Origin of the sequence: Paracoccus aeridis, from assembly GCF_004923205.2 — a bacterium.
GTDB lineage: Bacteria > Pseudomonadota > Alphaproteobacteria > Rhodobacterales > Rhodobacteraceae > Paracoccus > Paracoccus aeridis.
Window position 1 is genome coordinate 39020 of sequence record NZ_SELD02000035.1, and the last position, 18337, is coordinate 57356.

General features: G+C 70.6%; 21 protein-coding genes. 9 read left to right on the forward strand and 12 right to left on the reverse strand.

What is annotated here, in order from left to right:
- Positions 1–80 precede the first annotated feature (80 nt).
- Complete coding sequence (locus ELI80_RS10660) at positions 81–665, reverse strand: TetR/AcrR family transcriptional regulator (protein WP_136651903.1); 585 nt, start codon at positions 663–665, stop codon at positions 81–83.
- A gap of 92 nt (positions 666–757) precedes the next feature.
- Between ELI80_RS10660 and ELI80_RS10665 the strand changes: the two genes are divergently transcribed.
- Both ELI80_RS10665 and ELI80_RS10670 read left to right on the forward strand, forming a co-directional pair.
- The gene (locus ELI80_RS10665) at positions 758–1138 is read left to right on the forward strand and encodes a hypothetical protein (protein ID WP_136651904.1); all 381 of its coding nucleotides are present in this window, start codon (positions 758–760) and stop codon (positions 1136–1138) included.
- A gap of 19 nt (positions 1139–1157) precedes the next feature.
- Positions 1158–2321: an alpha-hydroxy acid oxidase gene (locus ELI80_RS10670; RefSeq protein ID WP_136651905.1), complete on the forward strand. Its 1164-nt coding sequence runs from the start codon at positions 1158–1160 to the stop codon at positions 2319–2321.
- 3 nt (positions 2322–2324) lie between these two features.
- On the opposite strand, the gene ELI80_RS10675 is transcribed toward ELI80_RS10670, so the two are convergent.
- Positions 2325–3149 carry an alpha/beta fold hydrolase gene (locus ELI80_RS10675; RefSeq protein ID WP_136651906.1) on the reverse strand — a complete coding sequence of 275 codons (825 nt, stop codon included), beginning with the start codon at positions 3147–3149 and terminating at the stop codon, positions 2325–2327.
- A 168-nt stretch (positions 3150–3317) separates the two neighbouring features.
- Here ELI80_RS10675 and ELI80_RS10680 point away from each other — a divergent pair, with 168 nt between their 5' ends.
- Positions 3318–3959: a 50S ribosomal protein L25/general stress protein Ctc gene (locus tag ELI80_RS10680; RefSeq protein ID WP_136651907.1), complete on the forward strand. Its 642-nt coding sequence runs from the start codon at positions 3318–3320 to the stop codon at positions 3957–3959.
- An 87-nt stretch (positions 3960–4046) separates the two neighbouring features.
- Here the strand turns inward: ELI80_RS10680 and ELI80_RS10685 are convergent, their stop codons facing one another.
- Complete coding sequence (locus ELI80_RS10685; protein ID WP_161596457.1) at positions 4047–4766, reverse strand: FkbM family methyltransferase; 720 nt, start codon at positions 4764–4766, stop codon at positions 4047–4049.
- Positions 4767–4848: 82 nt separating this feature from the next.
- Here ELI80_RS10685 and trmFO point away from each other — a divergent pair, with 82 nt between their 5' ends.
- Together trmFO and gluQRS are read left to right on the forward strand one after the other, a co-directional pair.
- On the forward strand, positions 4849–6192 hold the full coding sequence (trmFO, locus tag ELI80_RS10690; RefSeq protein ID WP_136651909.1) for a methylenetetrahydrofolate--tRNA-(uracil(54)-C(5))-methyltransferase (FADH(2)-oxidizing) TrmFO: 1344 nt from the start codon (positions 4849–4851) through the stop codon (positions 6190–6192).
- A complete protein-coding gene (gene gluQRS, locus ELI80_RS10695) occupies positions 6168–7025 on the forward strand; it encodes a tRNA glutamyl-Q(34) synthetase GluQRS (protein WP_136651910.1) in 858 nt (285 codons plus the stop codon). Before trmFO ends, gluQRS begins: the two co-directional genes overlap by 25 nt.
- On the opposite strand, the gene hisI is transcribed toward gluQRS, so the two are convergent.
- The gene (gene hisI, locus ELI80_RS10700) at positions 7014–7373 is read right to left on the reverse strand and encodes a phosphoribosyl-AMP cyclohydrolase (protein WP_136651911.1); all 360 of its coding nucleotides are present in this window, start codon (positions 7371–7373) and stop codon (positions 7014–7016) included. The genes gluQRS and hisI overlap by 12 nt on opposite strands.
- A 60-nt stretch (positions 7374–7433) precedes the next feature.
- Between hisI and ELI80_RS10705 the strand changes: the two genes are divergently transcribed.
- Positions 7434–7910: an iron-sulfur cluster assembly scaffold protein gene (locus ELI80_RS10705; protein ID WP_136651912.1), complete on the forward strand. Its 477-nt coding sequence runs from the start codon at positions 7434–7436 to the stop codon at positions 7908–7910.
- A 303-nt stretch (positions 7911–8213) separates the two neighbouring features.
- On the opposite strand, the gene recG is transcribed toward ELI80_RS10705, so the two are convergent.
- The 4 genes from recG to sciP all read right to left on the reverse strand — a co-directional run bounded on the left by recG (position 8214) and on the right by sciP (position 13760).
- The gene (gene recG, locus ELI80_RS10710) at positions 8214–10397 is read right to left on the reverse strand and encodes an ATP-dependent DNA helicase RecG (protein ID WP_136651913.1); all 2184 of its coding nucleotides are present in this window, start codon (positions 10395–10397) and stop codon (positions 8214–8216) included.
- On the reverse strand, positions 10373–12424 hold the full coding sequence (ligA, locus tag ELI80_RS10715) for an NAD-dependent DNA ligase LigA (RefSeq protein WP_136651986.1): 2052 nt from the start codon (positions 12422–12424) through the stop codon (positions 10373–10375). The genes recG and ligA overlap by 25 nt, the downstream gene beginning before the upstream one ends.
- Before the next feature lie 256 nt (positions 12425–12680).
- Positions 12681–13394: a response regulator transcription factor CtrA gene (gene ctrA / locus ELI80_RS10720; protein ID WP_136651914.1), complete on the reverse strand. Its 714-nt coding sequence runs from the start codon at positions 13392–13394 to the stop codon at positions 12681–12683.
- Positions 13395–13475: 81 nt separating this feature from the next.
- The gene (sciP, locus tag ELI80_RS10725) at positions 13476–13760 is read right to left on the reverse strand and encodes a CtrA inhibitor SciP (protein ID WP_136651915.1); all 285 of its coding nucleotides are present in this window, start codon (positions 13758–13760) and stop codon (positions 13476–13478) included.
- Positions 13761–13918: 158 nt separating this feature from the next.
- Here sciP and mnmA point away from each other — a divergent pair, with 158 nt between their 5' ends.
- Together mnmA and ELI80_RS10735 are read left to right on the forward strand one after the other, a co-directional pair.
- Positions 13919–15088 carry a tRNA 2-thiouridine(34) synthase MnmA gene (gene mnmA / locus ELI80_RS10730; RefSeq protein ID WP_136651916.1) on the forward strand — a complete coding sequence of 390 codons (1170 nt, stop codon included), beginning with the start codon at positions 13919–13921 and terminating at the stop codon, positions 15086–15088.
- On the forward strand, positions 15085–15636 hold the full coding sequence (locus ELI80_RS10735) for a glutathione peroxidase (RefSeq protein ID WP_136651917.1): 552 nt from the start codon (positions 15085–15087) through the stop codon (positions 15634–15636). Before mnmA ends, ELI80_RS10735 begins: the two co-directional genes overlap by 4 nt.
- Here ELI80_RS10735 and ELI80_RS10740 read toward each other — a convergent pair.
- Positions 15621–16055, reverse strand: a complete 435-nt coding sequence (locus ELI80_RS10740) for a SufE family protein (RefSeq protein ID WP_136651918.1) — start codon at positions 16053–16055, stop codon at positions 15621–15623. The two genes, ELI80_RS10735 and ELI80_RS10740, sit on opposite strands and share 16 nt — an antisense overlap.
- 124 nt (positions 16056–16179) lie before the next feature.
- Between ELI80_RS10740 and ELI80_RS10745 the strand changes: the two genes are divergently transcribed.
- Entirely contained in the window at positions 16180–16737 is a 558-nt protein-coding gene (locus ELI80_RS10745; protein ID WP_136651919.1) for a hypothetical protein, read from the forward strand.
- Positions 16738–16779: 42 nt separating this feature from the next.
- Here the strand turns inward: ELI80_RS10745 and ELI80_RS10750 are convergent, their stop codons facing one another.
- The 3 genes from ELI80_RS10750 to rplU all read right to left on the reverse strand — a co-directional run bounded on the left by ELI80_RS10750 (position 16780) and on the right by rplU (position 18185).
- The gene (locus ELI80_RS10750; RefSeq protein ID WP_438943066.1) at positions 16780–17367 is read right to left on the reverse strand and encodes a GNAT family N-acetyltransferase; all 588 of its coding nucleotides are present in this window, start codon (positions 17365–17367) and stop codon (positions 16780–16782) included.
- Between the two features lie 122 nt (positions 17368–17489).
- Complete coding sequence (rpmA, locus tag ELI80_RS10755) at positions 17490–17759, reverse strand: 50S ribosomal protein L27 (protein WP_136651921.1); 270 nt, start codon at positions 17757–17759, stop codon at positions 17490–17492.
- A 12-nt stretch (positions 17760–17771) separates the two neighbouring features.
- Positions 17772–18185, reverse strand: a complete 414-nt coding sequence (rplU, locus tag ELI80_RS10760; protein ID WP_136651922.1) for a 50S ribosomal protein L21 — start codon at positions 18183–18185, stop codon at positions 17772–17774.
- Positions 18186–18337: the final 152 nt, after the last annotated feature.

An 18337-nucleotide genomic window follows, 5' to 3' on the forward strand; every position in this document is an offset into this window, starting at 1 on the left:
CCGCGCGCGCCCGGGGGCAAGCGGCCCTCGCGCACCGCCTCGTGCCCCGCCTCGCCCCGTGCCCCGCCCCGTGCCCCGCCTCAGGCCCCGACGGCGCCGCGGGCGAGATCCCAGTAGATGTCGGCCACGCGCTTGCGGTCCAGCCGGCCGCCCTCGCGGTACCAGTTGGTGACCCCGGTCAGCATCGCGATCAGCGCCATCGCGGCAAGGCGGGTATCGGGCACCGTCATCACCCCCGCCGCCTGCCCGTCGCGCAGGATCGCCGACAGAGATTCCTCGTAGGCGCGGCGCAGCGCCGACACCGCGGCGTGGTTTTCGGGGCTGAGGTTGCGAAGCTCCATGTAGCTGAGGAACACGGCGTCCGCATTATCCAGCGAATAGGCGATGTGAAACCGCGCGAACCGCTCGAGGCGGTCCAGCGGCGGCAGCGACAGGTCGTCGGACCATGCCGCGAGCAGCCGATCCATGTGGTCGATCATCAGGTCCGCAAGCAGCGCCTGCTTGTCCTGCGTATAGGCGTAGAGCGCCCCCGCCTGCACGCCAACGTCCGCCGCGATCTGGCGCATGCTGACGGCGGCATAGCCGTGCCGCGCGAACAGCCGCAGCGACTTTTCGCGGATCAGCGGTCCGGTGATCGCGGCGCGGGAACCTTGCGTGCGGGCCATAGTCACGGTTCTAGGTCACGCCGGGCGCCGCGGAAAGGGTCGGTGCCCGCGTCTTGCCGCTGCGCGATTTCCGCGCTTATGCTTGCCGGGCCATGAACGCCCGGTTCCTCCCCGTTGCCGCCCTGCCCCTGGTCGCCGCCCTGCTCCTGGCCGCCTGCGGATCGGGCGACGACACCGCCTATCCGCGGCTTCTGCCGCTGGAGATCGCGACCGCCGAGCCGGCCATTCCCGCCCATGCCGAGGACGCGGCTGCCGATCCGGAATCGGTGCGGGCCGAGCTGGAGGCGCGCGCGGCCGCGGCCGAAGCCTCGCGCCCGCCCACGCCACAGGCCGCGGGGCCGCTTGCCGGTCGGGCGGCCGCCCTGCGGGACCGGGCCGACGCGCTTCGCGCGACCAGCCCCGGCGAGGACGCGCGCAGCGACGCCGCCACCTGCCCTCCCGGCTCTACCGACCCCGGCTGCGTGCCGGATTGAACCTGAAAGGACGCCCGGCATGCCCGTGATCACATCCATCGACGACCTCAGGCGGATGCACCGCGCCCACACGCCGCGGATGTTCTACGACTACGCCGAATCGGGCAGCTACACCGAACAGACGTTCCGCGAGAACACGACCGACTTCGCGAAGGTCCGCCTGCGCCAGAAGGTGGCGGTGGACATGTCCAACCGAAGCCTCGCGTCGGACATGGTGGGGCTGCCGGTCTCGATGCCGGTGGGCCTGTCGCCGGTCGGGCTGACGGGGATGCAGCGCGCCGACGGCGAGATCAAGGCGGCCCGCGCGGCCGAGGCGTTCGGGGTTCCCTTCTGCCTGTCCACCATGTCGATCTGCTCGATCGAGGACGTGGCCGAGCACACCGCCGCGCCCTTCATGTTCCAGCTGTACGTCATGCGCGACCAGGACTTCCTCGCCGCCATCATCGACCGAGCGAAGCGCGCCAACTGTTCGGCGCTGGTCCTGACGCTCGACCTCCAGATCCTCGGCCAGCGCCACAAGGACCTGAAGAACGGCCTGTCCGCCCCGCCGAAGTTCACCCTGCCCACGCTGATGAACCTCGCGACGAAGCTGCGCTGGGGGTCGGAGATGGCGCGCACCAAGCGGCGTTTCTTCGGCAACATCGTGGGCCACGCGAAGGGGGTCACGGACGCGGGCAACCTCGCCGCGTGGACGGCCGAGCAGTTCGACACCCAGCTCGACTGGGCCAAGATCGCGGCGATCCGCGACATGTGGGGCGGCAAGCTGATCCTCAAGGGCATCCTGGACGCCGACGACGCGAGGAAGGCTGCCGACTTCGGCGCCGACGCGATCATCGTGTCGAACCACGGCGGCCGGCAGCTGGACGGCGCGCTGTCGTCGATCCGCATGCTGCCCGAGATCGTCGCCGCCGTGGGCGACCGGGTGGAGATCCACCTCGACAGCGGCATCCGGTCGGGCCAGGACGTGCTGAAGGCGCTGGCGCTCGGCGCGCACGCGACCTGGATCGGCCGCGCGTGGCTGCACGGGCTCGGCGCGATGGGCCAGCCCGGCGTCACCGCCGCGCTCGAGGTGATCCGCAAGGAACTGGACGTGACCATGGCACTGTGCGGCGAGCGCGACATCCGCAATGTCGGCCGGCACAACGCGCTGGTGCCGGCCGAGTGGGGCCACGACTACGTCTGAGGCTCAGACCTCGCGCAGGAACGCCAGCAGGTCGCGGTTCACCTCGTCCGCGTTCGTCGCCAGCACGCCGTGCGGCGCGCCGTCATATTCGACATAGCGCGCCTGCGGCAGCATCTTCGACAGCCGCTGCCCCGTCGCCTTGTGCGGCACGTTCTGGTCGGCGGTGCCGTGCAGGATCAACGCGGGACAGGCGATCGCGGCCGCGTCGGCGGTGAAGTCCGTCGTGCCGAACGCATCCACGCAGGCCAGCGTGGCAATCGGGCTCGCCTGCATTGCCATGCCCCAGGTCCAGTCCAGGACGCCCTGGCTCACCGGCTTGCGGAAGGTGCCCACGCCGTAGAACTGCTTGATGAAGCCGCGCAGGAACTCGGCCCGGTCCTCGCGGAGGCCCGCCTTGATCGGCTCGAGGTCCTTTGCCGTCACGCCGTCGGGATTGTCCGCCGACTTCGGCATCCCCGGCACGACCGAGGACACGAACGCGACCGCCGACACACCGCGCCCGGCGTGGCGCGACATGTAGCGGGCGATCTCTCCCCCGCCCATGGAAAACCCGACCAGCACCGCATCGCTCAGCGACAGGCCGCGCATGACCGCGTCGAGGTCGTCGGCCAGCGTGTCGTAGTCGTAGCCCTGCGCCGGCTGCTCGGACCGGCCGAAGCCGCGCCGGTCGTAGCTCACCACGCGGTAGCCCGCATCGACGAGCGAGAGGATCTGCGGTTCCCAGCTGTCGGCGTTGAGCGGCCAGCCGTGGATCAGCACGACCGCGCGCCCCTGCCCCCAGTCCCTGACGTGGATCTTCGTGCCGTCCGATGCTTCGACATGCGCCATGCTCGTATCCCCTTGCTGACATCGCGGCCGAACGCGCGGACGGCAGCGGGGGTTGCGCGGCGCACCCGCCGAAACCGCTTGCCCGGAGGCGGTCCCTGCCCTATAGGCGCGGGCTTGTCGGCCATGCACCCTTGGAGGATGGCCGGCTTCAACCTGAAAGGAACCATCATGGCCAAAGAGATTCCAGATCTGGTGGCCGAGGCACGCACGGGGACAGGCAAGGGGGCCGCCCGTCAAGCTCGCCGCGAAGGCAAGGTGCCCGGTATCGTCTACGGCGACGGGAAGGACCCGCAGCCGATCCAGATCGACTTCAACCCCCTGCTGACCAAGCTGCGCGCCGGCCGCTTCATGTCCACCCTGTGGAACCTGAAGGTCGAGGGGCAGGACGACGTGCGCGTCATCTGCCGCGGCGTCCAGCGCGACGTGGTCAAGGACCTGCCGACGCATATCGACCTGATGCGCCTGCACCGCAACACGCGGATCAACCTGTTCATCCACGTGCAGTTCGACAACCACGAAGCGTCGCCCGGCCTCAAGCGCGGCGGCACGCTGGTCGTCGTCCGCCCCGAGGTGGAGCTGATGGTCACCGCGTCCGAGATCCCGGACCACATCACCGTGGACCTGACCGGCCGCGAGATCGGTGATTCGATCCACATCAACGACATTGCGCTGCCGAACGGCGTGCGTCCGACGATCGACCGCAACTTCGTCGTCGCGAACATCGCCGCGCCGTCTGGCCTGCGCGCGTCCGACGACGCGGCCGCGACCGAAGCCGAAGGCGAAGCGACCGAGGCCGCCACCGCCGAGTGATCGGCCAGGCGCCCGCCCGCATGAGGACCGAAGGGCGGCCGCAGGGCCGCCCTTTTCCTTGGGGAGCCTTCCGTTCGCGGCCGCGCGTCAGTCGCCGCGGCGCAGGGCGAACACCTCCTCGGTCCGCTTCGCGCCCACGTCGGCGAAACCCTGCGCGGCCAGATCCCGCAGGATGCCGTCGCGCGTCGATTCGCCATAAAGCCCCGGGTGCAGTTCGATCACCAGCAGCCGGATTTGCGGCGGCAGCGGGGTCGCAAGAAGCCGCTGCTCGGCCCCCTCGACATCCATCGCGATCACGGTGGCCTGCGCCCGCCGGATCAGCCGGGAAAGCGGCTTCGCCCTGACGCTGCAGGACTGCGCGTTCTTCGCCCGGCCCGGCAGGATCGACGCGCTCCAGAATCCGGGATGGACGTGCAACTCGATCGTCCCGGGCGGATCGTCGTCCCCGACCGCCGCCATGTGAAGGACCGATCCTTCCGCGCCCACGTTGCGCCGCAGGTTGCGACGCAGGTGGCGCAGCATCGCCGGGTTCGCCTCGACCGAGGTGACGTTCGCCGCCCCCACGATCCGCGCCGCCGTGATGCTGACGAGCCCCGCGCCCGCGCCCAGGTCCAGCACCCGGTCGCCCGGCCGCAGATGGTCGCGCAGCAGCGCGCGTTCGTGCCCCTCGTAGCCGCCGTCGCGCAGGCGCCCGCGCAACCGCGGCACCAGCGCGGCGACCGGAACCTCGATCTCGGCCCCGTCGATCGTGAACATCTCGATCTCGGGCCGGTCCGGCGTTGGGGGCTGCTTGTCTGGGGAGGGCACGGCTCGATCCTTGCGGGCGGTCGCGGGGACTGATAGCAACCCGCCTCGCCCTTCGCCACCCTTCGCCCTACGGGACACGCCCATGACCGAACCTGTCCACATCATCGGTGCCGGGCTCGCCGGGTCCGAGGCGGCCTGGCAGGTGGCGCAGGCGGGCGTGCCGGTGGTGCTGCACGAGATGCGCCCGCACGTCGCGACCTTCGCCCACCGCACCGGCGACTGCGCCGAGATGGTGTGCTCGAACAGCTTCCGGTCCGACGACGACGTGATGAACGCGGTGGGGCAGCTTCACTGGGAAATGCGCGCGGCCGGCGGGCTCATCATGGCGACCGCCGACCGCCACAAGCTGCCTGCGGGCGGCGCGCTGGCGGTGGACCGCGACGCCTTCTCGGCCGCGGTGACCGAGGCGCTCGAGGCGCATCCGCTCGTCGCCTTCGACCGGGCCGAGGTGCGCGACCTCCCCGCCTCGGGCAACTGGATCGTGGCGACCGGGCCGCTGACCTCGGACGCGCTGGCGCAGTCGATCCGGGCGCGGACCGGGGCCGACGCGCTCGCCTTCTTCGACGCGATCGCGCCGATCGTCCACGCCGACACCATCGACATGACGGTGGCCTGGCGGCAGTCGCGCTACGACAAGGGCGAGACCGAGGAGGAGCGCACCGCCTACATCAACTGCCCGATGACGCGCGAGGACTACGAAAGCTTCATCGACGCGCTGCTGGCCGCCGACAAGGCCGAGTTCCACGAGGGCGAAACCGCAGGCTACTTCGACGGCTGCCTGCCGATCGAGGTCATGGCCGAGCGCGGGCGCGAAACGCTGCGGCACGGACCGATGAAGCCCGTGGGGCTGACGAACGCGCATGATCCGGCCGAGAAACCTTACGCGGTGGTTCAACTTCGCCGGGATAACGCCTTGGGAACGCTGTACAACATGGTCGGCTTCCAGACCAAGATGAAGTACGGCGCCCAGACCGAGGTGTTCCGCCGCATCCCCGGCCTGCGGGACGCGGCCTTCGCGCGGCTCGGCGGCATCCACCGCAACAGCTTCCTCAACTCACCCACCCTGCTCGACGACCGGATGCGGCTGCGAAGCGCGCCGCACCTGCGTTTCGCGGGGCAGGTGACGGGTGTCGAAGGCTACGTGGAAAGCGCGGCAATGGGCCTTCTCGCGGGGCGGATGGCCGCGGCGCAGGCTCTGGGCCGCGATCTGCCCCCGCCTGCCGGGACGACCGCGATGGGCGCGCTGGTCCACCACATCACCGGCGGTGCCGAGGCGAAGACCTTCCAGCCGATGAACGTCAACTTCGGCCTGTTCCCCCCGGTCGAGGCGAAGGGCGGCCGCCGCGGTCGCGCCGCGCGCTACCCCGCCTACACCGCCCGCGCGAAGCAGGATTTCGGCGAATGGCTGGCCGCGCAGCAGGGCTGAGGCGCACCCGCTTCGCCCCGTCCCCCACCGGCCCGCTGCATCTCGGCCATGCCTTCGCCGCCCTGACCGCGGCCCGCCTTGCCGATCCGAGCCAGTTCCTGCTGCGGATCGAGGACATCGACCGATCCCGCTGCCGGGGGGGATGGGAAAGCGCCATTCACGAGGACCTGCAATGGCTGGGCCTTGACTGGCCCGCGCCGGTGATGCGCCAGTCCGACCGCCTGCCCGCCTACGCCGACGCGCTGGACCAGCTCGGCCGGCTGGGGGTGATCTATCCCTGCCGCTGCCGCCGCGCCGACATCCGCGCGGCGCTTTCGGCGCCGCAGGAAGGCGCGCAGGTGATCGGCCCGGACGGCCCGGTCTATCCCGGAACCTGCCGCGGCCGCCCGATGTCCGACGCTGCCCCCGACGACGCGATCAGGCTGGACGCAGGACAGGCGCTCGCGCTGCTGGACCTTCACCGGATCGGCTTCGCCGACGAGGCCGTGCCGGGCACCCACCGGATCACCGCACCGGCCTTCCTTGCGGGGATCGGTGACGTGGTGCTGGCCCGGCGCGACATGGGCACGTCCTATCACCTGTCCGTCGTGCTGGATGATGCCGCGCAGGGGATCACGCTGGTCAGCCGCGGACAGGATCTTTTCGAATCGACCTACATCCACGCGCTTCTTCAGGCCCTGCTGGGATTGCCGCAGCCCCTCTACCACCATCACCGGCTGATCCGCGACGAGCATGGCAAGCGGCTCGCGAAGCGGGACGACGCCCGTGCGCTGCGCCTGTACCGCGAACAGGGCTGCAGCCCCGCCGACATCCGCCGGATGCTAGGCGTCTGACGGCGCCATGATCTCGACCTCCGCCCCGTCGCGCACGGCGGTATAGAAGCAGCTGCGCCGGTTCGTGTGGCAGGCGGGGCCGGTCTGGTCCACCAGCAACAGCAGGCAGTCGCGGTCGCAGTCCACCCGCATCTCGACCAGCCGCTGCGTGTGGCCCGACGTCGCGCCCTTGGTCCAGAACGCCTGACGTGAACGCGACCAGTAGGTTACGCGCCTTTCCTCAAGTGTTTTCCTCACCGAGTCCGCGTTCATCCAGGCGAGCATCAGCACATCGCCGGATACATGGTCCTGTGCAATGGCGGGGATCAGCCCGTTCGCATCAAAGGTCAGGGTGCCGGGGTCGAACATCGGGTTTCCTTCGGGCAGGCGCGTTCCTATCTAGGCTGGACGATAGCTAGGGGGAAAGCCATGCCAGACACCAACGCCGCGCCAGCCGCCCCCGACGAGGACCTGATGGCGCTGTATTCGCGCCGGATCCTCGCGCTCGCGTCCGACATTCCCCGGCTTGGCCGCCTGCCCGCGCCGCAGGGAAGCGCCAGCCGCCGGTCGCCGCAATGCGGATCGACCGTCGCGGCGCAGGTCGTGATGGAAGACGGCCGCGTGGGCGATTTCGCGCAGGAGGTGCGGGCCTGCGCCCTGGGCCAGGCTTCGGCCGCGGTGTTGGGCCAGGTGGTGATCGGCCGCAGCCCGCCGGAACTCCGCGCCGCGCGGGACGCGCTGGAAGGGATGCTTAACGCTTCAGGGACCGCGCCCGCCGCGCCCTTCGACGGGCTCGAGGTGCTGTCGCCGGCATGTGCGTTTCCGAACCGCCACGCCTCGATCCTGCTTGCCTGGGACGCGGTCCTCGGCGCCATCGAGGATGCCGCGGGGAACGACGAGGCATGAAAAAAGCCGGCCCGAGGAACAGGGCCGGCCAGTCGCGCGTCAACCCGACAGGGGAACAGGCGGCAGCGTCCGGAAAGAGGCGCGGCAGCAGGGTCGGCGCGGCAGGCAGAATGGATGCGTCCGCTCAGCCGAGCGCCACGAAGGCCGGCAGCCAAAGGACGATGATCGTGGTGACGGACAGCGCGGCAACGCCGAGGATGTCGGACAGGTCTTCGTTGAACACGGCGTTCTCCTTGCGACTCGATGTTGCCTCTTTGTTCCAGAAGCCGCCGCAGGTGTAAAGAACATTTTAAGAACTTCGTGTCAGCCTGCGGACATCAGCCGGATGGCCTTGTCCTGTTCCATGAACCACAGCAGCGCGCGGGCCGCCTGCCCCCGCGCCGACCGAAGCTGCGGATCGCTCTCCAGCAGCGCGCGCGCGTCGCTGCGCGCCAGCGTCAGCAGCCCGGCTTGCCGTTCCAGGTCCGCGATCCAGAACCTGGGCAGGCCCGACTGCGCGGTCCCCAGCACGTCGCCGGCGCCGCGCATGGCCAGATCCTCCTCGGCAATGCGGAACCCGTCCTCGGTGTCGCGCAGCACCTGAAGCCGCCGGCGGCCGCTTTCGTTCAGCGGCTGCTGGTACAGCAGCACGCACGCGGACCGGCCCGTTCCCCGCCCGACGCGGCCCCGCAGCTGGTGCAGCTGGGCGAGGCCGAAGCTTTCCGCCCGCTCGATCACCATGATCGTCGCCTGCGGCACGTCCACCCCGACCTCGATCACCGTGGTCGCGACCAGCAGCTGCGCGCGCCCCTGGGCGAAATCCGCCATCGCGGCGTCCCGCGCCTCGACCGGCATCTGGCCGTGGACCAGCCGCACCGCGTCCCCGAACTCGGCGCGCAGGCGGACGAACCGGTCCTCGGCCGCGGTCAGGTCCACCGTCTCGCTTTCCTCGACCAGCGGGCAGACCCAGTAGGCGCGCGCGCCACCGTCGATCGCGGCGCGGAGCCGCGCCGTCACCTCGGCGAGGCGCTGGTCGGACAGGACGATCGTCGTGATCGGCTGCCGGCCCGGGGGCTTCTCGTCCAGGACCGACAGCTCCATGTCGCCGAACTGCGCGAGCGCGAGGCTGCGCGGGATCGGGGTCGCGGTCATCACCAGCATGTCGGGCGGCGCCTCGCGGCCCTTGGCCGCAAGCTCCAGCCGTTGCGCCACGCCGAAGCGGTGCTGTTCGTCGATCACGGCAAGGCGGAGGTCGTGGAATACGACCTCGCGCTGGAACACCGCGTGGGTGCCGACGAGGATGTCGATGCCACCATCCGCGAGGTCGCGCAGGATGGCGGCGCGCTCCTCGCCCTTGTCGCGGCCGGTGAGCGCGGCGATCCGGACGCCGGCGAGCGCCGCGAGCGGCGTCAGCGCGGCGAGGTGCTGGCGCGCCAGGATCTCGGTAGGGGCCATCAGCACGCCCTGCCCGCCCGCCTCGGCCGCCACCAGCAGCGACAGGAAGGCCACCAGCGTCTTGCCCGCCCCGACGTCGCCCTGCAGCAGGCGGTTCATGCGACAGGGCTCGGCCATGTCGGCGGCGATTTCGGCCACGGCGCGGGACTGGGCGCCCGTCGGCGGCCACGGAAGCCCCGCCAGCACGCGGTCCCGCAAGCGCCCGTCGCCCCTGGTGACACGACCCGCCGCCCGCCTGCGGTCCCGGCGGACCAGCGCCAGGGTCAGCTGATGCGCCAGCAGCTCGTCATAGGCGAGCCGCGCACGCGCGGGGGCGTCAGCGGACAAATCGTCCATCGACGCGGGCGCGTGCGCCGCGGCCAGCGCGCCCGGCCAGTCGGGCCAGCCCTTCTGGCGCAGAAGCCCGGGGTCGATCCATTCGGCCAATGGCGGCACCCGTTCCAGCGCGGCGGCGGCGGCCTTGGCCATGACCTTCTGGGTCAGGCTGCCTGACAGCGGGTAGACCGGCTCGAAGCCCGGCGGCGCGGGATCGGCCTTGCGCAGGACGTGGTCGGGGTGAACCATCTGCGCCATGCCGTCGAACAGCTCGACCTTGCCCGAAACCACCCGCTCCTGCCCGGTGGGGAGCTGCGATTCGATCCACTCGCGCCGCGCGTTGAAGAACACGAGCGTCAGGTCGCCCGATCCGTCCGAGCAGACGACGCGCCAAGGCCGGCCACGGGTGGCGGGCGGGACGTGGCGGCCGACGGTGACCGTGACCGTCGCCGTTTCGGGCGGGCGCAGGTCGGCGAGCCGCGCCACGCTGCGGCGCGTGACACCCGCGTGCGGCAGGGTCAGCAGCAGGTCGCGCGGACGCAGGACGTCCAGCGCGCGCAGTGATTCGGCCGCTTTCGGGCCGATCCCCGGCAGCGTGTCGGCGGCGGCGAACAACGGGAACAGCGGCGGCGGGCGGCCCTTCGGCGGCTGCGACCGGGGCGGATCGCCCGCCTGACCACCCGCTTCTGCGCCGCCCTCAGCGCCCGGGTCCGTCAGCCCTGTGCGATCTTCAGCCATTCGTCTTCGTCGATGACCCTGACGCCCAGCTCCGCCGCCTTCTTCGCCTTGGACCCCGCGCCCGGCCCCGCCACCAGCAGGTCAGTCCGCGCCGAGACCGACCCCGCGACCTTCGCCCCCATCGCTTCGGCGCGGACCTTCGCCTCGGCCCGGGTCATCCGCTCCAGCGTGCCGGTGAAGACGAGCGTCAGGCCGGCGATCGGGCTGTCCTCGGTCTTCGGCGCCGCGGCCGGGACGATCTCGGTCAGTTCCGCGACCAGCCGGTCGATCGCCGCGCGCTCGGTTTCCTGCGCGAAGGACATGACGAGCGAGCGGGCGAGGACCGCGCCCACCCCCTCGATCGCGGTCAGGTCGCGCCATGCGTCCGAGGTCTCGCCGCGGGCGGCGTCCATCGCGGCGATGAAGCTGGACCAGTGCTGGTAGCGCCGGGCGAGCAGCCGGGCGGCCTGTTCGCCGACATGGCGGATGCCGAGGGCGAAGATCAGCCGGTCGAGCGCAATCACCCGCCGTTCCTCGATCCCGGCCAGCAGGCTCGTCACCGACTTCTCGCCGTAGCCGGGGGTCGCCAGCAGCGCCTCGCGGTGGCGCGACAGCGCGAAGATGTCGGCGGGCTCGGCGATCCAGCCTGCCGAATAGAACGCTTCCACCTGGCGGCTGCCCAGGCCCTCGATGTCGAAGGCGGCGCGCGAGACGAAGTGGCGCAGCTTCTCGATCGCCTGCGCGGGGCAGGCGATCCCGCCGGTGCAGCGCCGGACCGCGTCGCCCGCCTCGCGCACGGCATCGGATCCGCAGGCGGGGCAGCGGTGCGGAAAGGCGTAGGCAGGCGCCTCGGCCGGCCGCTGGTCCAGGTCGACGGCGTCGATCTTGGGGATCACGTCGCCTGCGCGGAACACGCGCACCCAGTCGCCTTCGCGGATGTCGGCGCCGCCGCGGATCGGGGTCCCGTCGGCGGCGCGCCCGGCGATGTAGTCCTCGTTGTGGAGCGTCGCGTTCGAGACGACGACGCCGCCGACCGTGACCGGCGCAAGCCGCGCGACGGGCGACAGCGCGCCGGTCCGGCCGACCTGGATTTCGATTCGGTCGAGCCGGGTCCACGCGGTCTGGGCGGGAAACTTGTGCGCGAGCGCCCAGCGCGGCGTGGTCGACCGATACCCCAGCCGCGCCTGCAGCGCGAGGTCGTCGACCTTGTAGACGACGCCGTCGATGTCGTAGCCCAGCGTCGCCCGGCGCTGTTCGATGTCTGCCCAGGCGGCCAGCAGGTCGTCGACCGCATGGCAGACCCGGGTCAGCGGATTGGTCGTGAAGCCCAGCGCGGCAAGCCGTTCGACCGCCCCCGACTGCGTGGGGCCGAGCGGCTCGGACAGCGCGCCCCAGCCGTAGGCGAAGAAATGCAGGGGCCGGCGCGCGGTCACCGCGGGGTCGAGCTGGCGCAGCGCCCCGCCCGCCGCGTTCCTCGGGTTGGCAAAGACCCGCCCCTCGCCCCCCGCGTTCAGGGCGGCGAAGTCGGCATGCGTCATGTAGACTTCGCCCCGGACCTCGAGCACGCCGGGAATGTCGGGGCCCTTCAGCTCATGGGGCAGGTCGCGGATGGTGAGCGCGTTGGCGGTCACGTCCTCGCCCGTGGTGCCGTCGCCCCGGGTGGCGGCCTGGACCAGCCGCCCGTGCTCGTAGCGGATCGAGAGAGAGAGGCCGTCGATCTTCGGCTCGGCCGTGAAGGCAAGGGGGGCGTCGGCGGCCAGGTTCAGGAACGACCTGATCCGCGCCACGAAGTCGGCCACGTCCTGCGCCGAGAACGCGTTTTCCAGCGACATCATGCGGACGGAATGGGCGACCTTGCGGAACGCGTCCGACGGCGCCGCGCCGACCTTCCCGCTGGGGGAATCGGCGGCGGCGAGGTGGGGGAACTCGGCCTCCATCCCGGCCAGCTCGCGCTTCAGCGCGTCGTAGGCGGCGTCGTCCATCGTGGGCGCGTCGGCGCCGTGATAGTCCGCGTTCGCCTGTTCGATCTCGGCCGCGAGCCGGACCATCTCGGCACGCGCGACGTCGTCGGTGTCGGCCGGACGGAACGAGGGTCCCGCCTCGGGCGGCACGTGGGCGGCGTCGGGTGCGGTGTCCGCGAGCCTTGCCGCACCCCGGCCCTTTGCCCTGCCGCGCCGGTTGTCCGTCACCCGCCTGCCCCGATCCGCCCCAAGACCGTGCCCGACAGCCGGGCACGACATCCTGATAATGGCTGGGCGGCGGGATTGTCCATCTGCAAGGGCCGGGGCGGCGGAGGGCGGCCCCTCAGGCCCGAAGCGCGACCTGTTCCGCGGCCGACGATTCCTGCGGGTCTCGCAGGACGTAGCCCCTGCCCCACACCGTCTCGATGTGGTTCTCGCCGCCCATCGCCTCCGACAGCTTCTTGCGGAGCTTGCAGATGAAGACGTCGATGATCTTCAGCTCGGGCTCGTCCATGCCGCCATAGAGATGGTTGAGGAACATCTCCTTCGTGAGCGTCGTGCCCTTGCGCAGGCTCAGGAGTTCCAGGATCTGGTATTCCTTGCCGGTCAGATTGACCGAGCGGCCACCGACCTCGACCGAGCGCGAATCCAGGTTCACGGTCATCTGCCCGGTCCGGATCACGGCCTGGCTGTGGCCCTTGGACCGGCGGATGATGGCCTGGCTGCGGGCGATCAGCTCGTCCCGGTGGAACGGCTTCGTCATGTAGTCGTCGGCCCCGAAGCCGAAGCCCTTGAGCTTGCTTTCGGTGTCATCCGACCCGGTGAGGATCAGCACCGGCGTGTCGACGCGCGACAGGCGGATCTGGCGCAGCACCTCCATCCCGTTCATGTCGGGAAGGTCCAGGTCCAGCAGGATCAGGTCGTAGTCGTAGAGCTTTGCGAGATCCACGCACTCCTCGCCAAGGTCCGTCCGGTAGACGTTGAAGTTGGCGTGCGTCAGCATCATCTCGATGCTGCGAGCGGTTGCCGGATCATCCTCGACCAACAGGATTCGCATGACATGTCCTTTCTGCCGTTCCCGCTGCCGTTGTGCCCGCAATTGGTTAACCTGCGGTTAGCGGAAACCCGCCTATAGCACTTAGTGGCCTGTCGTGTTGCGGTATTTTTGCACCATCGTCACTTTCAGCGCATCCGGTCCGGGACCGGACACGGCCGCTATCCAGGCATCGAGTTCTTCAACCGTCAGTTGATAACGGTCCATCGCGTCCTTCCGGTCGATGAGGCCGTGGTGGATGGCCTGCACCACCGCCAGCTTGCGGCGCGCGACCCAGCGCGTGTCGGCCGCCGGAAGGTCGGCCTGGGTCAGGATGCTGCCATCGGGCAGGGTTGCGGTGCGTCGGCCCGCGGACTTGCGTAGGTACATGGAAACATCGCCTTGCTGTGACCTCGTGACCTTGCGACGGCCGGCTTAAATCCGCGTGAAGGCCAGGGTCCTGCGCGGGTTGAGTCTGCGCTGCATTTTCCTATATTTCTCCGTATTCCGCCGCGCGCCTGCGCGGACCGCCCCAGGGACATGCCGCAATGACCATCTCAAGCCCGGTGCCGGGCCACAGCGTCGCACTGAATTCGCTGGGGTTCGCCAAGCCTCCGGCGGAGACGCGCGTGGTCGTGGCGATGTCGGGGGGCGTCGACAGCTCGGTCGTGGCGGCGATGCTGGCCGAGGAAGGCTATGACGTCATCGGCGTGACGCTGCAGCTCTATGACCACGGCGCGGCGCTGGCCAAGAAGGGGGCGTGCTGCGCCGGGCAGGATATCCACGACGCCCGCCGCGTGGCCGAGCGGATCGGCTTTCCGCATTACGTCCTCGATTACGAAAACAAGTTCCGCGACGCCGTGATCGAGGAGTTCGCCGACGCCTATCTCGCCGGCGCGACCCCGGTTCCCTGCATCCGCTGCAACGAGCGGGTGAAGTTCCGCGACCTGCTGGAAACCGCGCGCGACCTCGACGCCGACTGCATGGCCACGGGCCACTATATCCAGCGCCGGGCGGGGCCGGACGGGGCCGAGCTGCACATGGCCGCGGACGCCAACCGCGACCAGAGCTACTTCCTGTTCTCGACCACCCGCGAGCAGCTGGAATTCCTGCGCTTCCCGCTGGGCGGGCTCGCCAGCAAGGCCGACACCCGCGCGCTCGCGGCGCGCTACGGCCTTGGTGTCGCGGACAAGCCCGACAGCCAGGACATCTGCTTCGTCCCGAACGGCAACTACGCCAGCGTGATCGAGAAGCTGCGTCCCGGCGCGGCCGATCCCGGCGAGATCGTGGACATGGACGGGAACGTGCTGGGCAGCCACAAGGGCGTGATCCACTACACCATCGGCCAGCGCCGCGGCCTCGCCATCGGGGGCTTGGGCGAGCCGCTGTACGTCGTGAGGCTGGACCCGGCGTCGCGCCGCGTCGTCGTCGGCCCGCGCGAGGCGCTGGCCACGACCATCGTGCGCGTGGCCGAGGTGAACTGGCTCGGTGCGGGCGACCTGGCGGCGGTCCCCGAGCGCGAGATCGCGGTCCGCATCCGCTCGACCCGCCCACCGCGCGCGGCGATCCTGCGCCCGACCGGCGCCACCACGGCCGAGGTCGAGCTGATCGAGGCCGAGGAAGGCGTCAGCCCGGGGCAGGCGTGCGTCTTCTACGAATCCGGCAGCACGCGGGTGCTGGGCGGCGGATGGATCACCGGCAGGGGAACAGGGGCATGACCGATCTTCGCAGCATCGCGCTGGTGCGCAACGACGGCAGCGACGCCACGCTGGACGACTGGGCCGGGCAGGTCAGGCTGGTCGTGAATGTCGCGTCGAAATGCGGACTCACGCCGCAGTACGAGGGGCTGGAGGCGCTGTACCGGCGCTACCGGGATCGCGGGCTGGTGGTGCTGGGCTTCCCGGCCAACGACTTCATGGCGCAGGAGCCGGGGTCCGATGCCGAGATCGCTTCGTTCTGCAGCGGCACCTTCGACGTGACGTTTCCGCTGTTCGCCAAGGCGCCGGTGTCGGGCGCGGACAAGCAGCCGCTGTTCGCGGGGCTGATCGCCGCCCGACCCGCGCGAGAGGACGAGGGCGCGATGCGCCCGCGGCTGGAAAAGCACGGGATCGCGGTCAACGCCGCGCCCGAAGTCATGTGGAACTTCGAGAAGTTTCTGATCGGCCGCGACGGCCGCGTGGTGGCGCGCTTCGCCCCGGACACCGCGCCCGACGATCCGGCACTGATCGGTGCGATCGAGACGGCGCTGGATCAGCCCGCCGGCTGATCGCTGGCCGAGGCGGCGGCCTCCGCCGAGCCGCGCAGCCTTTCCACCATCGCGCGCAGGCCGTTGGACCGCTGCGACGACAGGTGATCCTGCAGGTTCAGCCGCCCCAGTTCGGACGTGGCATCCACGCGCGCCGCGTCCGCTACCGGCAGGCCCGCATACAGCTCGTGCAGGACGGCGATCAGCCCCCGCACGATCAGCGCGTCGCTGTCTCCCTGGAAGTCGAAGCGCTCACCCTGCACGCTCGGCTGGATCCAGACCTGGCTCGCGCAGCCCTCGACCTTGGTTGCGGGCACCTTCAGCGCCTCGTCCATCGGCGGCATCGCCTTTCCCAGTTCGATGACGTGGCGGTAGCGATCCTCCCAGTCGTCGAGATAGGCGAAGTCTTCGACCAGCGATTCGAAGGCAGGGGTGGCCATGGGTCTTCCTTTCGGCTTGCCGCCCGTCTTAGACCCGCGTCCGGGAATGGTCAAAGCGCCCCTTCCGGCAGGCGGCCCGATCGCCTATCACCGGAGACGAGTTCACGAGCCGAAGGCCCGCGCCATGACCCGACATTTCCGCAACCTGCCGATCCCGCCCGCCCGCCCGGTCGTGGCGCTTGCCTGCGCGGCGGCGCTTCTGGCCGCTTGCGGCGGCGGGTCGCGGGGCGAAACGGGGGGCGGCGGCCGGTGGAACCCGGTGCGGTGGATCACCGCGCCCCTGTCGTCGGAGGGGCCGCAGACGCTGGAACCCGAGGGCGGCTACGGCAAGGCCGAGGCCCGCACGCCGATTGCGCAGATCCTGTCGGCCCGGTGGGAGCCGCTGAACGAAGGCCGGCTGCTGGTCGTGACGGCGATCGCGCCGACGAAGGGCTGGCATGATGCCGGGCTGGTGAACCAGACCGCTCAGCCGCGGGGGCGGATCGTTCCCGACGCGGACGGCGTGCTGCGGCTGCAGATGCTGGGTTCGCCGCCGCCGGCAGGCTCGGTCGACGCGCGCCGCGCCGCCAGCCCAGGCGCAGACACGATCACCGCCGCCATGCCGATCAGCACGGCGGAGCTGCGCAACATCGGCGCGGTGACAGTCAGCGGCGGCGTGAACGCGGTCACGATCCAGCGATAACCCGCTGCCCGACGGCGGCAGGATTTCGCGCCCCGCGTCGCCTCAGCGCATCCGGCGCAGGTAGGTCCAGGTCGGAACCCGCGCGTTCCGCGCGACCGACCAGCTTTCGGCGTCGCCCAGATAGGCGAAGCCGCAATTGGTCAGCACCTTGGCCGATCCGGGATTGTCCTGAAACGCCTCGGCGAACAGGGTGCGGGCATCGTGCGGGTTGGCGGCGACCAGCGCCTGCACGGCCTCGGTCGCGAAGCCCGTGTTCCAGAAGCCCGCCCCGATCCAGAAGCCGAGCTCCGACTGCTCGTCCTCGAGCCGGGTCAGCGACACGACCCCCACCATCTCGCACTGGTCGGATGCCGCGGCGTCGATCGCCCACACGTCCTCGACCCGCCCCGCGGCCATCGCGCGCTCGACATAGCCCTGCGCCGCGCCGGGCGGCAGCGGGTGCGGGATCGCGCGCGTGCCCTCGGCCAGCCGGCGGTCGGCGGTGTAGTGGGCGATCAGCCCCGCATCCGACATCCGCAGCGGACGCAGCGTGAAGCGCCCCGCCGGGATGGTGGGCTGGTCACGGTCGCCCGTGGCTGCGGGGATCAACGGGGCAGCGTGACGAGCCAGCGCAAGATCAGCCATCGACATTCCTGTTGGTGATGATTGTGGCCTGCGGCATGGATCGAGGGCTGCAGGCGAGGTTTCCCCCGGGAAAAGCGCAAGGGGGACCGGCGGCGCCGATCCCCCTGCCCTGTCCTTGGCCGAACAGCTTACTGGGCGGCCTCGACTGCCGGCTGCACGGAAATGAACGTGCGGCCCTTCAGGCCCTTCTTGAAGGTCACGCGGCCGTCGACCAGCGCGAACAGCGTGTGGTCCTTGCCCATGCCGACATTCGCGCCCGGCCACCACTGCGTGCCGCGCTGGCGGACGATGATGTTGCCGGCAATGGCGGCCTGGCCGCCGAACAGCTTGACGCCGAGGCGGCGACCGGCCGAGTCGCGACCGTTGCGGGATGAACCGCCTGCTTTCTTGTGTGCCATGGTTCGGTCTCCTTATGCAGTGGTGACGGCTTCGGCGGAGGTCGCGCCGTTCACGCCCGCGGCGAAGGCGCGCCGCGCGATCCGGGCGCCCGTCGCCGCCTTGACGTCGGACGAATCGGCGCCCGATTCCAGCAGGTCGGTGACGCGCAGCAGCGTCAGCTGCTGGCGGTGCCCGCGGGTGCGCTGCGAGGAATGCTTGCGGCGGCGCTTGTGGTAGGTGATGACCTTGTCGGCCTTGATGGTGTCGATGACCTCGGCCACCACGCCGGCGCCGGACACCGTCGGGGCGCCGATGGTGCTGCCGATCATCAGGATATCGTTGAACTGGACCTTGTCGCCGGCTTGGGCGTCCAGCTTCTCGACGCGCAGCACGTCACCGGCCTGAACCCGGTACTGCTTGCCGCCCGTCTTGAGGACTGCGAACATCGTGTCTTCTTTCATCTGCCGCGCCCTGTGGCCCCCGGTGGAAAACCGGGTGTTCCGGGCCGAGACCCGCCTTCGGACAGCGCACCCCTTGTGCGGGATGTGTGGAAACAAAAGTCAGGCCACGGGCGAAGCCCGGGCCGGACTGCGCCTCT

Excerpts from the sequence above, each read along its gene's own strand:
- ELI80_RS10660 (WP_136651903.1), bottom strand. The coding sequence starts at position 665 with ATGGCCCGCACGCAAGGTTCCCGCGCCGCGATCACCGGACCGCTGATC.
- ELI80_RS10665 (WP_136651904.1), top strand. The coding sequence starts at position 758 with ATGAACGCCCGGTTCCTCCCCGTTGCCGCCCTGCCCCTGGTCGCCGCC.
- ELI80_RS10670 (WP_136651905.1), top strand. The coding sequence starts at position 1,158 with ATGCCCGTGATCACATCCATCGACGACCTCAGGCGGATGCACCGCGCC.
- ELI80_RS10675 (WP_136651906.1), bottom strand. The coding sequence starts at position 3,149 with ATGGCGCATGTCGAAGCATCGGACGGCACGAAGATCCACGTCAGGGAC.
- ELI80_RS10680 (WP_136651907.1), top strand. The coding sequence starts at position 3,318 with ATGGCCAAAGAGATTCCAGATCTGGTGGCCGAGGCACGCACGGGGACA.
- trmFO (WP_136651909.1), top strand. The coding sequence starts at position 4,849 with ATGACCGAACCTGTCCACATCATCGGTGCCGGGCTCGCCGGGTCCGAG.
- gluQRS (WP_136651910.1), top strand. The coding sequence starts at position 6,168 with ATGGCTGGCCGCGCAGCAGGGCTGAGGCGCACCCGCTTCGCCCCGTCC.
- hisI (WP_136651911.1), bottom strand. The coding sequence starts at position 7,373 with ATGTTCGACCCCGGCACCCTGACCTTTGATGCGAACGGGCTGATCCCC.
- ELI80_RS10705 (WP_136651912.1), top strand. The coding sequence starts at position 7,434 with ATGCCAGACACCAACGCCGCGCCAGCCGCCCCCGACGAGGACCTGATG.
- recG (WP_136651913.1), bottom strand. The coding sequence starts at position 10,397 with ATGGCTGAAGATCGCACAGGGCTGACGGACCCGGGCGCTGAGGGCGGC.
- ligA (WP_136651986.1), bottom strand. The coding sequence starts at position 12,424 with ATGGTCCGGCTCGCGGCCGAGATCGAACAGGCGAACGCGGACTATCAC.
- ctrA (WP_136651914.1), bottom strand. The coding sequence starts at position 13,394 with ATGCGAATCCTGTTGGTCGAGGATGATCCGGCAACCGCTCGCAGCATC.
- sciP (WP_136651915.1), bottom strand. The coding sequence starts at position 13,760 with ATGTACCTACGCAAGTCCGCGGGCCGACGCACCGCAACCCTGCCCGAT.
- mnmA (WP_136651916.1), top strand. The coding sequence starts at position 13,919 with ATGACCATCTCAAGCCCGGTGCCGGGCCACAGCGTCGCACTGAATTCG.
- ELI80_RS10735 (WP_136651917.1), top strand. The coding sequence starts at position 15,085 with ATGACCGATCTTCGCAGCATCGCGCTGGTGCGCAACGACGGCAGCGAC.
- ELI80_RS10740 (WP_136651918.1), bottom strand. The coding sequence starts at position 16,055 with ATGGCCACCCCTGCCTTCGAATCGCTGGTCGAAGACTTCGCCTATCTC.
- ELI80_RS10745 (WP_136651919.1), top strand. The coding sequence starts at position 16,180 with ATGACCCGACATTTCCGCAACCTGCCGATCCCGCCCGCCCGCCCGGTC.
- ELI80_RS10750 (WP_438943066.1), bottom strand. The coding sequence starts at position 17,367 with ATGTCGATGGCTGATCTTGCGCTGGCTCGTCACGCTGCCCCGTTGATC.
- rpmA (WP_136651921.1), bottom strand. The coding sequence starts at position 17,759 with ATGGCACACAAGAAAGCAGGCGGTTCATCCCGCAACGGTCGCGACTCG.
- rplU (WP_136651922.1), bottom strand. The coding sequence starts at position 18,185 with ATGTTCGCAGTCCTCAAGACGGGCGGCAAGCAGTACCGGGTTCAGGCC.